General features: G+C 63.8%; 13 protein-coding genes. 10 read left to right on the top strand and 3 right to left on the bottom strand.

All coding sequences use genetic code 11. The features are described 5' to 3' along the window. The first annotated feature begins 8 nt into the window (after positions 1–8). The 9 genes from phnD to ACIQUB_RS15290 all read left to right on the top strand — a co-directional run bounded on the left by phnD (position 9) and on the right by ACIQUB_RS15290 (position 8,242). Positions 9–920, top strand: coding sequence for a phosphonate ABC transporter substrate-binding protein (gene phnD, locus ACIQUB_RS15330; RefSeq protein WP_018899239.1), 912 nt, complete (start codon positions 9–11; stop codon positions 918–920). A gap of 70 nt (positions 921–990) precedes the next feature. Next, complete coding sequence (phnE, locus tag ACIQUB_RS15325) at positions 991–1,971, top strand: phosphonate ABC transporter, permease protein PhnE (protein WP_018899240.1); 981 nt, start codon at positions 991–993, stop codon at positions 1,969–1,971. Further along, complete coding sequence (phnE, locus tag ACIQUB_RS15320; RefSeq protein ID WP_113239436.1) at positions 1,971–3,317, top strand: phosphonate ABC transporter, permease protein PhnE; 1,347 nt, start codon at positions 1,971–1,973, stop codon at positions 3,315–3,317. The genes phnE (ACIQUB_RS15325) and phnE (ACIQUB_RS15320) overlap by 1 nt, the downstream gene beginning before the upstream one ends. 120 nt (positions 3,318–3,437) lie before the next feature. After that, complete coding sequence (locus tag ACIQUB_RS15315) at positions 3,438–4,133, top strand: DUF1045 domain-containing protein (RefSeq protein ID WP_113239434.1); 696 nt, start codon at positions 3,438–3,440, stop codon at positions 4,131–4,133. Between the two features lie 14 nt (positions 4,134–4,147). Then, on the top strand, positions 4,148–5,287 hold the full coding sequence (locus ACIQUB_RS15310; RefSeq protein WP_018899243.1) for an alpha-D-ribose 1-methylphosphonate 5-triphosphate diphosphatase: 1,140 nt from the start codon (positions 4,148–4,150) through the stop codon (positions 5,285–5,287). After that, positions 5,284–5,898 (top strand): phosphonate metabolism protein/1,5-bisphosphokinase (PRPP-forming) PhnN, encoded by a 615-nt coding sequence (phnN, locus tag ACIQUB_RS15305; RefSeq protein WP_112534993.1) that lies wholly within the window; start codon positions 5,284–5,286, stop codon positions 5,896–5,898. Before ACIQUB_RS15310 ends, phnN begins: the two co-directional genes overlap by 4 nt. A 5-nt stretch (positions 5,899–5,903) precedes the next feature. Continuing rightward, complete coding sequence (locus ACIQUB_RS15300; protein ID WP_113239432.1) at positions 5,904–6,425, top strand: GrpB family protein; 522 nt, start codon at positions 5,904–5,906, stop codon at positions 6,423–6,425. A gap of 736 nt (positions 6,426–7,161) precedes the next feature. Next, positions 7,162–7,692, top strand: a complete 531-nt coding sequence (locus ACIQUB_RS15295) for an AAA family ATPase (RefSeq protein ID WP_113239431.1) — start codon at positions 7,162–7,164, stop codon at positions 7,690–7,692. Between the two features lie 67 nt (positions 7,693–7,759). Then, positions 7,760–8,242 (top strand): GFA family protein, encoded by a 483-nt coding sequence (locus ACIQUB_RS15290; RefSeq protein WP_113239429.1) that lies wholly within the window; start codon positions 7,760–7,762, stop codon positions 8,240–8,242. A gap of 35 nt (positions 8,243–8,277) precedes the next feature. Here ACIQUB_RS15290 and ACIQUB_RS15285 read toward each other — a convergent pair whose 3' ends face one another. Further along, entirely contained in the window at positions 8,278–9,315 is a 1,038-nt protein-coding gene (locus ACIQUB_RS15285; RefSeq protein ID WP_113239427.1) for an aldehyde reductase, read from the bottom strand. Between the two features lie 122 nt (positions 9,316–9,437). Here ACIQUB_RS15285 and ACIQUB_RS15280 point away from each other — a divergent pair, with 122 nt between their 5' ends. Continuing rightward, positions 9,438–10,394 carry an AraC family transcriptional regulator gene (locus ACIQUB_RS15280; RefSeq protein ID WP_402930480.1) on the top strand — a complete coding sequence of 319 codons (957 nt, stop codon included), beginning with the start codon at positions 9,438–9,440 and terminating at the stop codon, positions 10,392–10,394. A 66-nt stretch (positions 10,395–10,460) separates the two neighbouring features. On the opposite strand, the gene ACIQUB_RS15275 is transcribed toward ACIQUB_RS15280, so the two are convergent. Beyond that, entirely contained in the window at positions 10,461–11,831 is a 1,371-nt protein-coding gene (locus ACIQUB_RS15275) for an MATE family efflux transporter (protein WP_113239424.1), read from the bottom strand. 469 nt (positions 11,832–12,300) lie between these two features. Next, positions 12,301–15,003 (bottom strand): DNA translocase FtsK, encoded by a 2,703-nt coding sequence (locus tag ACIQUB_RS15270; protein ID WP_113239423.1) that lies wholly within the window; start codon positions 15,001–15,003, stop codon positions 12,301–12,303. Between the last annotated feature and the right edge of the window lie 208 nt (positions 15,004–15,211).

Genomic DNA, 15,211 nt, shown 5'->3' with positions numbered 1-15,211 from the left:
AGACTACCATGTCTGCGTTCCGCAAGATCCTGATGGCAACGATCGCCATCGCCACCGTTGCAGGCCAGGCCTACGCTCAGGACGTCAAGGTCCTGCGTATCGGCCTCGACGGCGGTGAAAACGAAGCCGACCAGGTTCGCCGCACCGAGTGCGTCAAGCCGGGCCTCGTTGCCGCTACCGGCGTTTCGGAAGTCCAGATCTTCCCGTCGCCGAACTATAACGGCGTCATCCAGGGCCTGCTGGGCGGCACCATCGACCTCGCTGTCATGGGCGCCTCCTCCTACGCCTCGATCTACCTCAAGGATCCGAATGCCGTTACCCCGGTTCTGACCACCAAGCAGGAAGACGGCTCGACCGGCTACTACTCGATCATGGTCGCCCGCAAGGATTCGGGCATCAAGACGCTCGCCGACGCCAAGGGCAAGAAGCTCGGCTTCGCCGATCCGGATTCGACCTCAGGCTACCTCGTCCCGAACGTCTCGCTGCCGAAGGATGTCGGCATGCCGGTCAAGCAGTACTTCTCCGAAACCGGCTTCGGCGGCGGCCATGAGAACCTCGTCCTCGGCGTTCTCGACAAGAAGTTCGATGTCGGCACCACCTTCGGTTCCGCCACCGGCGATTGGGCCCAGGGCTACACCTCCGGCAACCTGCACATTATGGTCACCAAGGGCCTGCTCGACATGGACGATATCGTCCAGGTCTGGAAGTCCCCGCTGATCCCGAACGGCCCGCTGATGGTTTCCAACAAGCTGCCGGCTGACATCCAGAAGAAGGTCACCGCCTACTTCGCCGAACTGCCGAAGACCGACAAGGGCTGCTTCGACAGCTTCACCGGCGGTGGTTACGTCGATTGGTCGCCGGTCGACCAGTCCTTCTACCAGACGATCATCGACGCTCGTAAGTCGGTTATCGGCGGTTGATCCGAACCTCTGAATAAACTCGCGGCGGCATCATCACGGTGCCGCCGTTCGTTCAACAAGGATGCTCAACATGGCGCACGTGGCCGAACCCGACCACATGGGCGGACTGCAGCAAGGCTCCCGCACAATTCTCGATCATTACCAGCAACAGGTCCGGACACGGCGTATCTATACCGTGATCTCGATCGTTGTGTTTCTGATCGTCCTCGGCGCCTCGCTCGATTTCGCCAACAGCGCCAATTCGGGCAAGTTCTTCGAGCGCCTTCCCTACCTCTTCGACTTCATGAAGCATTTCGTGCCGGACAGCCCGCTGGAGATCTTCCGCGCTATGTTCGACCTGCCGTCGCCCTATGCCGATGGTTCGATCAAGTATGATTACGTCAGCGACCGCGTCTACATCACCGACAGCTTCTATATCCCGAATTTCTTCTACCAGCTGGCGATCACCATCAACGTCGCCATCGTCTCGACCATCCTCGGCGCATCCGGCGCCTTCGTGCTCTGCTTCTTCGCCTCGACCAATCTGGTCGGCGCCGGTGCCACCCGCTGGGTCGTGCGCCGCATCATGGAAATCCTGCGCGCCTTCCCGGAGATCGTCATTGCCGGCCTGCTCGCCGCCATCCTGTCGATCGGCCCGATCTCGGCCATCATCGCGGTGTCGATCCACACCATCGGCGCGCTCGGCAAGCTGTTCTTCGAAGTGGTCGAGAATGCCGACATGAAGCCGGACGAGGGCCTGCGCGCATCCGGCGCCAGCTGGCTCGAGCGCGTCCGCTTCGCCATCCTGCCGCAGGTCATGCCGAATTTCGTCTCCTACACGCTGCTGCGCCTCGAGATCAACGTGCGCGCCTCCACCATCATCGGCGCCGTCGGCGGCGGCGGTATCGGCGAGGTCTTCAGCCTGGCGATCGGCCGCGATCATGCCGCCAAGACCTATGCCATCATCATCCTGCTTCTGATCACCGTCGTCTGCGTCGACCAGTTCTCCGCCTGGCTCCGCCGCCGCATGATCGGCAAGCAGTCCTTCGAATTCGGCCGAGGAGCAGCCTGATGTCGTCGCTCACAGTCAACGCCGCCGATCGCCAGCGCCTGCTGGACAACTATCCCGAAGTCTTCCACCGCAGCTTCATGCAGCGCTGGGGTCTCGCCCTCATCGCCGGCCTCGTCATCATCTACCTCGCGCTCGCATTCAATTTCTTCAAGGTCATCCCGACCTTCGTCAACGGCAATTGGGACCGCGCCTCGATCTACGTTCAGGACTGGTATTCCTGGCGCGCCCAGCCGCGCCTGCGCTTCGTCGATGGCAAGGTTGTGCCGCAATGGACCAGCCGCGGCCAGTATCCGAAGGATGCGGTCATCGCATGGATGCTGCCGACGGCTGCCGGCGGCTACACCGTCACCTACGGCAGCGATGCCGACCGCATGGAAGTGACGCCCGAGCGCGTCGACGTCTATCTCGGCGGCAAGCTCTATCCTGTCGAGATCACCAAGGATCGCGCCATCCTGCCGCCGGGTGCGCCCGCCGTCATGAAGCAGGACGACAGCAAGGTCACCGTCTCCTTCGGCTTCGAGGGACAGGCGGAAATCCGCTCGACGCAGGTCTATGTGCAGCGCCGCTTCCTCGGCTGGGCCAATTTCTTCTTCGACACGCAGTCGCCCTTCTGGGGCAAGAGCCTCGTCGATGTCGCCGGCCTCATGCTGTCGGGTGATCGCATCGATCCCGCGCAGTCCAACGCCTCGCTGGTGCTCGACAATTTCCTCAACAATGCCAGCTGGCAGCACGGCGATATCCTGTCGAAGCTGATGCAGACGCTGGTCATGGCCTTCGTCGGCACGCTGCTCGGCTCGCTCTTCGCCTTTCCGCTGGCCTTCATCGCCGCGCGCAACATCACCCTCAACCGCTCGGCCAACTGGGCGACGAAGCGCCTCTTCGATTTCCTGCGCTCCATCGACATGCTGATCTGGGCGCTGTTCTTCACCCGCGCCTTCGGCCCCGGGCCGATCCCCGGCATCGCCGCCATCTTCTTCACCGACACCGGCGCGCTGGGCAAGGTCTATGCCGAGGCGCTGGAGAATGTGGATGACAAGCAGCGCGAGGGCGTCAAGTCGGTGGGCGCATCCCCCGTCGTCGTCCAGCGCTTCGGCGTGGTGCCGCAGGTGCTGCCGATCTTCATCTCGCAGTCGCTCTATTTCTGGGAATCCAATACCCGCTCGGCCACCGTCATCGGCGCCGTCGGCGCAGGCGGTATCGGTCTGAAACTCCTGGAATCGATGAAGACCAATTCCGATTGGGACAAGGTCGCCTACATGGTGCTCCTCATCCTCCTCGTCGTCTTCGTCTTCGACAATATCTCCAATGCGCTGCGTTCGCGGGTGATGGGCAAAAAGACCCATTGATGGGTCTTGATCATCATCATTCTGTCACGGAAATCTTTTAGCCGGAAGCAAGCTTGCGGCGGGCGGTCAAATCACGGCAGACTGCCTCCCGCATCCACATAGATTTCCGGGATACTGGCCTTGCGATACGCACTCTATTTCACGCCGCCGAAGGGTGATCCCTTGAACGTGGCGGCTGCCCATTGGCTCGGCCGCGATGCCTTCACCGGCGAAACTTATCCGGCTCCCGATTATCCTGATCTGCCGGCCGCCGAGCAGTTCGAGCTCACCGCCGATCCGCGCCGCTATGCCTTCCACGCCACCATCAAGGCGCCGTTTCATCTCGCCTCCTCTGTCACCGAGAAGGATCTCATCCAGGCGGTCGAGGATTTCGCGGAACGGACACCCGCCTTCGAGATCCCCGAGCTCGTGCTCGGCCAGCTCGGCCGGTTCTTCGCGCTCGTGCCCGGCTCCCTGCATCCGCCGCTTCAGCAATTCGCGGCCTCCGTGGTAAAGTCGTTCGAACCCTTCCGCGCGGCATTGTCCGAGGCCGATATCGCCCGGCGCAATCCGGACAGGCTCAGCGAAAGCCAGAGGGCCAATCTGTTGCGCTGGGGCTATCCTTACGTGATGGATGACTTCGGGTTCCACATGACGCTCTCAGGCCAGGTGCCGGAAGAGCGCGCCGAGGTAATGAAGACCATTCTCGCCGAGCGTTTCGCCGCCTTCACCGGCCGGCCGCTTTTGATTTCGGGCCTTGCCGTTTTCGTCGAAGAGACGCGCGGCGCGCCGTTTACCGCCCATTCCTGGTGGCCGCTTGCCGCCGCCAAACCTTGAAAGATCTGATGTCCATGACCAAAGAAACCGTCTTCTCCAACGCCCGCATCGTCCTTGAGGATGAAATCGTCGAAGGATCGGTCCTCGTTCGCGACGGCAAGATCGAGGATATCGCAAGCGGCAGCTCCCGCCTCGGCGAGGATTTCGAAGGTGACTACCTGATCCCCGGCCTGGTCGAGTTGCACACCGACCATCTGGAAGGCCACTATTCGCCGCGCCCCGGCCTGCGCTGGAACAAGACGGCGGCGATCCAGGCGCACGACGCCCAGATCGTGACGTCAGGCATCACCACGGTCTTCGATTGCCTGCGCATGGGCGCGGACGAGGATGGCGGCTTCGAGCATGGTGAGATGCGCGACATGGCCGATGCCATCCAGAAGGCCGAGAAGGAAGGCCGCCTGCGCGCCGAGCACCTCATCCACCTGCGCTGCGAAGTCTCCGCCGACAACGTGCTGCAGCACTTCGCCGATTTCGAAAACGACCCCTATGTCCGCCTCGTCTCGCTGATGGACCACGCGCCCGGCCAGCGCCAGTTCCAGACCATGGACCAGTACATCTTCTATTATCAGAAGAAGCGCGGCCTCACCGATGCCGAGTTCGCCAAGTTCGTCGATCGCCGCGTGTCGGAATCCGAGCGCAACTCGACGCCGCACCGCGTCGCGATCTCGAAGGTCTGCGCCGAGCGCGGCATCACGGTCGCCAGCCACGACGACGCGACGCTCGCCCATGTCGACGAGGCGATCGAAAACGGCGTCCGTCTCGCCGAATTCCCGACCAGCTTCGACGCCGCCAAGGCCTCGCATGAAAACGGCATGAGCGTTCTCATGGGTGCGCCCAATATCGTGCGCGGCAAGTCGCACTCCGGCAACATCGCGGCCCGCGATCTCGCCGAGCGCGGCGTGCTCGACGTTCTCTCCTCCGATTACGTGCCGCTCAGCCTGCTCTACGCACCCTTCCTGATCGCCGATGAAGTCGAGAGCATCTCGCTGCCGAAGGCGATCGCCATGGTCACGTCGACACCGGCCCGCACCGTGAGCCTCAACGATCGCGGCCGCATCGCAACCGGGCTCCGCGCCGATCTCGTCCGCGTCTTCCGCGACGAGGGCGTTCCGGTCAGCCGCTCCGTCTGGCGCGAAGGGCGCCGGGTCGCATGACCGCGCACGAAACCCATCCCTCGCACGAGCCCCACGTCGTTCCCGGCACCGAGCACGGCATCATGGTGGTCGTGGTCGGCCCCTCCGGCGCCGGCAAGGACACGCTGATGGCGGCAGCCGCCCGGCATTTCCGGGAGCGGCAGGACGTCCATTTCGTCCGCCGCGTCATCACCCGCGATCATGATGCCGGCGGCGAGGATCATCTCGCCGTCTCGCCCCAGGGCTTCGCCTCGATGGAGCAGGCCGGCAGCTTCTCCGTCTGGTGGGAAGCCCACGGCCTGAAATACGGCATCCCCTCGGAAGTCTCGGTGTCGCTGTCAGCCGGAAGCCTCGTCATCGCCAACGGCTCACGCTCGGCGCTGCACCATTTCCACGCCGTCTTCCCGCGGCTGAAGGTGATCAACGTCACCGCCCGCGCCGACGTGCTGGCAAGCCGGCTGGAGGCCCGCGGCCGCGAGACCCACGAGGACATCATGGCCCGCCTGGCCCGCGGCCCGCTCACCGTGCGCGGCGATTACGACGTCGTCGATCTCGACAATAGTGGGTCCTTGGAACAGGGCGAACGCCGCATGGTCGAAGTCCTCGAGGGCTTCCTTCAAGAGATCGGCTGACGACGATGAGGCCGATCCGGGTTATCCAGTATGATCCGCGTTGGCCCTCGTTCTTCCAGGCCGCGCGCGATGAACTCCTCTCGCTCGCGCCCGGCCTCATCCTTGCTGTCGAACACATCGGCAGCACCGCCGTCCCCGGCCTCGCCGCCAAGCCGAAGATCGACCTCGACGCCGTCCTGATCGACGCCGCAGCACTCGCCACTCTCGCCGAGACACTCGCGCTCTCCGGCTTCCGCGCCCACGGCGACCCGCATGGCGACGGCCGCCTGCCATTCACCCGCGAGCACGAAGGCTACGGCCTGCGCCTCTACCTCTGCCTTAAAGCCAACCCCGCCCACCACGACCGCCTCCTCTTCCGCGACCACCTCCGCCTCCACCCGGACCGCGCCGCCGAATACCAGGCGCTGAAGCAGCGCCTCGCCGAGGAAGCCGCCGGCGACTGGGACCACTATACCGGCGGCAAGAGCGCCTTCGTTGCCGAGACGCTCCGCCGCGCCGAGGCCGAGATTGCCACTATGCGGGGATAAATTTATAGTGCGATGAAAGAAATCACGGCGATATCAGTCGCTTGCGGATTTTATCGTCCCCATCCATCCCCGCCGCAATCGTCGCTCTCATACTGATGGCGTCATTGGACAGGGAGCCGGGTCGCGAACCGGATCTGACACATCAGGGCGCAAGCCCGGCGTCCGATGATGGTTGTTGAAAGGTGGATGATTTGGTCGTCAGGACCTCCCATCCATCCGGAAGCGAAAGGCCGAGAGACGCTCCTGTCGGCCTGGATATCCGGAGACCTTGATATGATCGGGCAGGCGATATTGCCTGACAATCCCATCTTATACCGACCACCGCCTGCCCATTCTCATCCTGCCATGCCGTCGCGGAGAGGTCTCCGGCGCGGAGTTTTGTGGTGTGTGGTAGGAACTCCGCCTGCTGCCGTCGCCTTTCATTCAGGTTTTGCCGCGTGATACCCCCCTCTGCCCTGCCGGGCATCTCCCCCACAAGGGGGGAGATCGGCTGGGCGCATCCGCTCGTTCCAACCTTCATTGTCTGGCGAAAGCCTAACCGCGAGTCGATCTCCCCCCTTGTGGGGGAGATGTCCGGCAGGACAGAGGGGGGTAACCCACGGCACGACCCCATTCCAACACCAAGCCCCAATCTCACTGTCGAAAATATGATAGAATTCTACGCTAGAAGGCACCACCGGCACCGCTAGTCTGTGTGCTCGCCAACAATACCTGTGATCTATCCAATGAGAGCAAAATGGGCGTCAGAAACGTTCTGATCGAAGGCGTGTCCGGCACGGGCAAGACCTCGGTTGCGTCAGGCTTGCAGCAGCGCGGCTACCATGTCGTCCATGGCGACCGCGAGCTCGCCTATAAAGGCGATCCGGTGACAGGCGAGCCCCTGAGCGATGCCACGCCCCGGCAAAATCCGGTTGATGTCGCCTTTGGTCACCGGCACCATCTCTGGGACATCGATAAGGTCAAAACCCTGGTCAATGACCAAAGCAACGCGATCTCCTTCTTCTGTGGCGGCTCCAGGAATTTCGATCGTTTCATCGATCTCTTCGACCACGTTTTCGTCCTCGACATCGATGCGGACACGCTGATGAAGAGACTAGCAACCAGGCCAAACGACGAATTCGGCGCAAGCCCCGCCGAACAGCAACTTGTCCTGCGGCTGCACGCGACCAAGGAGGATATCCCCTCCGCCGCCACAGTCATCGACGCCACCGCGCCGCTTGCGTCTGTTATCGACGACATCCTGGCGAGATGCGCTGCATCCGGCTAACGATAGACGATCCGATACCGCGCCGACACCCGCCTCGAACACTTGCACGACATCACAAGGACGCCCCATGACCGACGCAAGACCCCAGCGTAACGCCACCTGCCATTGCGGCACCGTGAAGTTCAAGGTGCGGCTGACGGACGAGTTCAACACCATCCGCCGCTGCACCTGCTCCTATTGCCGCATGCGCGGCGCCATCGCCGCCTCCGCCAATCTCGATGACATCGAGTTCGTCGAGGGCGAGGACAATCTGACGCTCTACCAGTTCCATACCGGCACGGCGAAGCACTACTTCTGCAAGACCTGCGGCATCTACACCCACCACCAGCGCCGCTCCAACACCAGCCAGTTCGGCATCAACGTCGCCGTCATCGAAGGCGTCAGCCCCTTCGATTTCGCCGAAGTAAAGGTCATGAACGGCATCGCCCACCCCAACGATTCCGGCGGCACGTCAGAGGTCGCTGGTGTGCTCAGGTTCGAGCGTTCGAGTGAACCATGGGGAGGGGCCAGCACCGACGCGGTGATGGCGCTCACCCGAGGCGAGGCGTAACGCCGATCGACACCGGCACTACGGCCCGCAAATCCCTATACCAACCCAAGCCGAACCAAGCTCTCGGCGCAGGCAACGATCGCCTCTTCCCGCAAGCGCGGTGCCCAGCCGAGCAGGCGTTCGGCCTTCTCCCCCGTCGCGTTCATGTCGTAGTTGAGGAGCGGCACCACCGCCTTCAGCTGCGCATTCGTCTCGCCGGCGATCCGCACCTGCTCGTCCGGCCACACATCGGTCGAGACCTTGGCCGCCGCATCACCCAGCCTTTGCCGCAGCAGTTCCGCGACCTCGACCATCCATAGGCTGTCGCCGACGGTGGCGAGGAAGCGCTCGCCGGCAGCCGCGGGGTTAGTCATGCAGCGCAGGTGCAGGTCCGCCACATCGCGTACGTCGACGCAGCAGGAATTGACGTTCACGCAGCCCGGCTGCCCTTTCATCATGTTGGCGATCAGCCGGATCGAGTGCGAATAGTCGGCGCCGAGAACAGGGCCGTAGACCGCGACCGGATTGACCGCCGAAAGCTCCATGCCTTGGCCCTCGCGGGCGATGAAGTCCCAGGCGGCGCGCTCCGACAGCGTCTTCGATTTCTGGTAGGGCGCGACATTGCCTTCAAGATTGCTCCAGTCGGTCTCGTCGAACGGCCGCCGGTGGTCCGGCCCGTGGCCGACGCCGATGGCGCCGAAGGCCGAGGTCAGCACCACGCGGCTGACGCCGGCATCGCGTGCCGCCCTGAGCACCCTGAGATTGCCGTTGACGGCGGGCTCGATCCAGTCCTCCTCGCGCGTCTGGTCGCCCGATGGCGTCGGCGAGGCGCCGTGCATCACATAGGTACAGCCGGCCACCGCTTCCGCCCAGCCCTTGTCATGATCGAGATCGGCGATCGCGAAGGACAGCCGGTCACCGGCATCGACACCGCCTACCTTGAGATGCGCGCGCACCTCGTCCTCCCGCCCGGGTGAACGGATGGTGGTGCGCACGCGACAACCGTCTTTCAGCAGCGCCAGCATGCAATATTGCGCGATGAACCCGGTGCCGCCGGTGACGAGAACGAGCGTGTCTTTTCTATTAGTCGTCATAATCTGCCTCATGCTTCTGCCGCCGCATCGGATCGCGGCGAACTTCGATGACGGAAAGGTAGGCAGCCAGGTCTGTACTGTGAATGCTTGAAAATCCGCATGACTTGCGCGATAGTTCGATAATGCTGACTGATCCCTTCTCCGATGTCCTGAGCCTGACGAAAGCCGAGGCGATCGTCACCGGTGGCTTTACCGCTGGCGGCCCCTGGTCGATCGCCTTTCCGGGGCGCGACAAGATCAAGTTCTTCGCGGTGGTGAAGGGCGGCTGCTGGGTGACGCTGGAAGGCGAGGCCGAGCCGATCCGCTTCGAGGAGGGCGATGTCGGCCTGCTCGCCAAGAAGCGCAGCTTCGTTCTCTCGAGCGATCCATCACTTCAGCCCGTCGACGCCATGAGCATCTTCACGGGCACCGGACGGCGGCTGATGACGCTGGGCGATGGCAGAGATTTCGCCCATATCGGCGGCCATGTCGCGCTCGATCCGCTGAGGGGCGGCCTGCTGTCGGATATCCTGCCGACCTGGATCCACACCCGCGCCGCCTCGCCGCAGGCCGCCATCTTCCGCTGGCTGCTCGACCGGCTGATCGAGGAGCGCGATATCGGCCAGCCGGGCGCGGCCCTTGCCTCCGCGCAGCTGACCCAGCTGCTCTTCATCGAGATCCTGCGCTCGCACCTGAGCGCCGCCGACCGCATGCCCGCCGGCTGGCTGAAGGCGCTGGCGGAACCCAGGATCGCGCCGGCGCTGCGCCTGATGCATGGCGAACCCGCGCGCGCCTGGCATCTGGAGGAACTCGCCAGCGCCTGTGCCATGTCGCGCACCTCCTTTGCCGTCCATTTCAAAGCGGTCTCGGGTATCGCCCCGCTCGCCTATCTCACGGAATGGCGCATGCGCCTTGCCGAACGGGCGCTCCGCGAAGCCCGCACCCCCATCGCCTCCGTCGCCCGCTCGCTCGGCTACACCTCCGAAAGCGCCTTCAGCAACGCCTTCAAGCGGGTGAACGGCAGATCGCCTTCGGCCTATCGGGTGGCGGTGAGTGGGCTGGATGCCGGCGATGCGGGTGAGTTGGCATCTGCGGGCTAAATACCGCAGGAGCCGCCATTGGTGGGCGCCTCCCACGCTTTCATGCCCGACAGGTCGCCGGCTCCATCACCCCTGTCTCATCCGCTCTCCGCCGCGTATCGCGACGGCGCCGAGAACCACCGCAGCGATCGCCACGGTCAGCCCGTCAGCGATCGGAAACGCAAACCAGATGGCCGTTCGGTTCAGGAACGCGGCGATGACAGTGATGGCGACCGGAACAAGCACGAACGACTTCATCAGCGTCAGAAGTCCTGCCTGCAGAGGTCTCCCAATCGCCTGGAAATAAAGCGCAAGCACGAGCACCGGTCCCGAAAACAGATAGAGCGCCGCCATCGGTTTGAGAATTCTGGCGACCTCCTCGATGACGCCGGCATCGGCGATAAAGGCGGAAGCGATCAGTCGGCCTTGTGTCAGAAGCAGCAGTTCGACGGCGGCGCCGTAGATGAAGGCGGTTCCTGCTGCGATCCGCAGGACCTGATCGGCGCGATCCCAGCGCCCGGCTCCGACATTGTTGCCGACGATGCTCTGCATGGCGAGTGCTGCGGCCATCGGCGGCAGGAAGGCAAAACCGAGGATGCGCGTGATGATGCCATAGGCCGCGACAGCCTGCGAATGGCCTTCGCCCGACGACGGCAGCGCAAGAACCACGCAGGTCGCCGTCAGCGCCATCCCCAGGAACGTGAGGCTGACGGGAGCGCCGAGTGCCGCGATCTGCCCCCATTGCCCATGCCATGCGTTCCGCCGCAAGACGCCAAGCGGCATCATGCCCCGGGACCGCCGCCGGCCCTCGACGAGGAGAGCAAGGCCCGCCCCTTGCGCCAAAACGGTGCTCAATGCCGACCCCGCAACGCCCATTTCAAGCGGCACGATCAGGATGTAGTTGAAGAGGATGTTGATCGATGTCACGCCGAGAGACATCAGTGCCATGCTGCCCGCCCGGCCTTCGTTGCGCCAGGCATCCGCATGGATGCCGAGCAGGAACTGCAGCGGCGTGCCGAAAAGAGTGATCATCAGGAAAACCCACGCCATCCTGGCGATAGGCTCCGCAGCTCCGGCCATCCGCGTCGCAAACGTCCAGCCACCGATAAGGAAGAGCAGGATCAGCGCCAGGCCGATCATGATCGCCAGGCCATGCGCCCGGGCAAAGGCCGCGCCCGCCTCTTCGCGCGCACCGGCGCCGAGTTGTCTGGCAAGCAGGCTGGACATGCCGCTGCCGACAAGCGTCGAAAGCGCGATGGTCACAAGCAGTATGGGAAACGCGATACTGATGGCCGCTATGGCCTCTTCCCCGACAAAGCGTCCAAGAAAGGCGGCATCGACGATACCGAGCAGGCCGTTCATCGTCATGATGGCCACCATCGGCAAGGCGGTCGTGGCAAAAATCCGGCCCACGGGCGCGGTCAGGAATCGATTGTCGGGTGATTGTCTCGCAGACATCACGCACTCCTCACATGAGGCATTTCGATTGAGGAGGGAGCCTGCATTGCCACCAACGAAATGCTTCGAGGGTGAGACGATATCCACGTCGAGCTTTTACCGTGACTTGCGTCCGCAGGCGGCAGGCACTCGAAACCTGCACCGGATCAATCATTTTGACGCGGATCTGTCAATTCGAAAACCGTTGCGCGGGCAACGGAGTGGCGGTTGGTGGAGATGGGGTTTGAGAAGAGAAGAATTGAGAGAGGAGTGCCCTTCGCTTGCCGCTCAGGGCGTCGCTCCCGCTCCACCCCCTCATCGCCTCGCTACGCTCCGGCACTGTTATTGCTGGGCGAGACGTTTCAACGAGTCGATCTCCCCACTTGTGGGGGAGATGCCGGCAGGCAGAGGGGGATAAGCCTCGTGGTGTGCCTAATCAGCTAACGGCTGTGAAAGCTGCACCACCGTGCGGTCGGCATGGCGAGAGACCTCAATCCCCCTCGCCACGCCCATTGACGATCTCGCGCTTGCCCACATGGTTGGCGGGGCCGACGAGCCCTTCCTTCTCCATGCGCTCGACCAGCGAGGCGGCGCGGTTGTAGCCGATGCCGAGGCGGCGCTGGATGTAGGAGGTCGAGCACTTCTTGTCGCGCAGCACGACCTTCACGGCCTTGTCGTAGAGGTCGTTGCCGTCCTCTGCCGCCATGTCGCCCTTGTCGAATACGGCGCTGTCTTCTTCCTCGCCATCTTCCTCTTCGTCGGCGGTGACCGTGTCGAGATATTCCGGGCGCCCCTGCGTCTTCAGATGCGCCACGACCTTCTCGACCTCGGCGTCGGAGACGAACGGGCCGTGGACGCGGGAGATGCGGCCGCCGCCCTGCATGTGCAGCATGTCGCCCTGGCCGAGCAGCTGTTCGGCGCCCTGTTCGCCAAGGATCGTGCGGCTGTCGATCTTGGACGTCACCTGGAAGGAGATGCGCGTCGGGAAGTTGGCTTTGATCGTGCCGGTGATGACGTCGACGGAGGGACGCTGCGTCGCCATGATCAGGTGGATACCGGCCGCGCGCGCCATCTGCGCCAATCTCTGGATCGCGCCTTCGATTTCCTTGCCGGCCACCATCATCAAGTCGGCCATCTCATCGACGATGACGACGATGTAAGGCATCGGCGTCAGGTCGAGTTCCTGTTGCTCCTCGATGGGCGCACCGGTGCTGCGGTCGAAGCCGGTCTGCACCATGATGTGGATCGTCTCGCCCTTTTCCTTGGCCTGCGCCACGCGGCTGTTGTAGCCGTCGATATTGCGCACGCCGAGGCGCGACATCTTGCGGTAGCGCTCTTCCATCTCGCGCACCGCCCACTTCAGCGCCATCACGGCCTTCTTCGGGTCGGTCACGACGGGGGTGAGCAGATGCGGGATGCCGTCATAGATCGACAGTTCCAGCATCTTCGGGTCGATCATGATCAGGCGGCACTGTTCCGGCGTCATCCGGTAGAGCAGCGACAGGATCATCGTGTTGACGGCGACCGACTTGCCCGAGCCGGTGGTGCCGGCAACAAGCAGATGCGGCATCTTCGCAAGCTCGGCGATGACAGGCTCGCCGCCGATCGTCTTGCCGAGCCCGAGCGCCAGCTTGTAGCTGCTCTTCTCGAAATCGGCGCTCTCGATCATCTCGCGGAAATAGACGGTTTCGCGCAGAGCGTTCGGCAGTTCGATGCCGATGACATTGCGGCCGGGCACCACGGCGACGCGCGCCGAAAGGGCCGACATCGAGCGGGCGATATCGTCGGCAAGGCCGATGACGCGCGAGGATTTGACGCCCGGCGCCGGCTCGAATTCATAGAGCGTGACGACTGGGCCGGGGCGCACATGGATGATCTCGCCCTTGATGCCGAAATCTTCGAGAACGCTTTCCAGAAGCCCGGCATTCTGCTCCAGCGCTTCCTGCGACATGATCTCGCCAATGCGTTCCGGCGGCTCCTGCAACAGCGAGTTGGAGGGGAATTCATAGCCCGAGGCGTCGACCTTCGACGGCACGAACTTGTGCGCGACCATGCGGGCGGCGGGCGCCAGCGGCGCGATTGCCGGCTGCGAGCGAACGGGCATCGGCGCGATCGGCTGCGCTACAGATGGCTGCGGCTCTATGGCGATGGGCTGCACGACCTGCGGGGCAGGGGCGGGCGCCAGTGCCTCGGCGGCAGCTGTCTGCTGCTTCAGCCTGACGGCAAGCGGCTGGCGGATCGGTGCGCGACCGGTGGTCGGGGCAGGCGCCACGACAACAGGTGCTGCAACGGAAGCGGCAGGCGTAGCTGTTACGACAGGCGCGGTGATCGGGGCCACGACGGGAGTGGGCGCAACGGCAACGGGCAGCGGCGCGGCATAGGGCGCGGCGACGACGGGCTGCTTGCCCGGGCGCCATTCCATGATGCGGAACTGGCTGATGATCGAGTGGGGCTCGGAGGCGGTCTGCGGCGCGACGATCTGCACCTGCGATGCCGCTTCCACCGGCTCGACGGGCGCCTCGCCATCCTCGAATGACATCACTTCCCAGAAGGCGAAGTCGGAGATCGAGGAAAGGTTGGACGCGGCGTGGAACTGCGCTTCGTCGGCGGTCTCGGCAACGACAATCGCGTTTTCCTCGACGGCGGCGCAATTGGCTGCCGGTTGGTAGACGTCGAAGGGCACGTTGACCACGGGCGCGCCAGGCGTGACTACGGGCGCGCCGGGCGTGACCAAGGGTGCGCGCGGGCCAGCCGGCTGCGGCGCATAGGCATTGCGCAGCGCCTGCTGCTGAACGTGCGGCTGTGGCTGCGTGACGGCAGGCTGCATGGCGGCCTGGCGGGCGACATAGCCCTGGCGTGGCTGCGCGGCGGGCTGCGGCGTCACGACGATCGGCTGGGCCACCGGCGCCATCACCTTCACGGCCGCCGGTGCCACCACTTGGGCGGGCTGCGGTGCGGCTGCCACGACCTGTTCCGGCTCCATCACCCGCTGCTGCACCGGCTCGGCCGGCTGCTTGCGCGGGTTGATCTGGCTCTCCGGCGTGCGGGTAAAGCGGACATTCGGCGCCAGCGAAAAGTGATTCTGCCAGATCGGCGGCACCGGCTTCTCGCCGGCCTGTTCCTGCAGCTGTTCGCCCTGGGTGTCGGCGGAAACCTCGCCGGCATCCGTCAGATTGGTTCTAGGAAAGCGCATACGACAGCCACTCACTCATGATTAGCAACTATTATCCTCTTCCGGCTTAGGAAATGAAGGTTAATAAGTTCCTTCTCGACGCCTCTGCGCGACAGCCGCAGCAAGGCGTAAATCGAGTGTTTTCAGTGGCTTGCTTGATAAAGAAAATTTTAGCGATTTTTCGATGAGGCGCCCGCGCATCGGCTCGAAAATCAAAATCGATTTTCGG

The organism is Rhizobium sp. NPDC090275, from assembly GCF_044772225.1.
GTDB lineage: Bacteria > Pseudomonadota > Alphaproteobacteria > Rhizobiales > Rhizobiaceae > Rhizobium.
The sequence above is the reverse complement of the archived record's forward strand: the minus strand, read 5'-3'. Positions and strand labels throughout refer to the sequence as shown.

What these genes read in the sequence shown, in the direction of transcription:
- ACIQUB_RS15270 (WP_113239423.1), bottom strand. Translation starts at nt 15,003, where the DNA reads ATGCGCTTTCCTAGAACCAATCTGACGGATGCCGGCGAGGTTTCCGCC.
- phnE (WP_113239436.1), top strand. Translation starts at nt 1,971, where the DNA reads ATGTCGTCGCTCACAGTCAACGCCGCCGATCGCCAGCGCCTGCTGGAC.
- ACIQUB_RS15300 (WP_113239432.1), top strand. Translation starts at nt 5,904, where the DNA reads ATGAGGCCGATCCGGGTTATCCAGTATGATCCGCGTTGGCCCTCGTTC.
- ACIQUB_RS15285 (WP_113239427.1), bottom strand. Translation starts at nt 9,315, where the DNA reads ATGACGACTAATAGAAAAGACACGCTCGTTCTCGTCACCGGCGGCACC.
- phnD (WP_018899239.1), top strand. Translation starts at nt 9, where the DNA reads ATGTCTGCGTTCCGCAAGATCCTGATGGCAACGATCGCCATCGCCACC.
- phnE (WP_018899240.1), top strand. Translation starts at nt 991, where the DNA reads ATGGCGCACGTGGCCGAACCCGACCACATGGGCGGACTGCAGCAAGGC.
- ACIQUB_RS15295 (WP_113239431.1), top strand. Translation starts at nt 7,162, where the DNA reads ATGGGCGTCAGAAACGTTCTGATCGAAGGCGTGTCCGGCACGGGCAAG.
- phnN (WP_112534993.1), top strand. Translation starts at nt 5,284, where the DNA reads ATGACCGCGCACGAAACCCATCCCTCGCACGAGCCCCACGTCGTTCCC.
- ACIQUB_RS15310 (WP_018899243.1), top strand. Translation starts at nt 4,148, where the DNA reads ATGACCAAAGAAACCGTCTTCTCCAACGCCCGCATCGTCCTTGAGGAT.
- ACIQUB_RS15290 (WP_113239429.1), top strand. Translation starts at nt 7,760, where the DNA reads ATGACCGACGCAAGACCCCAGCGTAACGCCACCTGCCATTGCGGCACC.
- ACIQUB_RS15280 (WP_402930480.1), top strand. Translation starts at nt 9,438, where the DNA reads ATGCTGACTGATCCCTTCTCCGATGTCCTGAGCCTGACGAAAGCCGAG.
- ACIQUB_RS15275 (WP_113239424.1), bottom strand. Translation starts at nt 11,831, where the DNA reads ATGTCTGCGAGACAATCACCCGACAATCGATTCCTGACCGCGCCCGTG.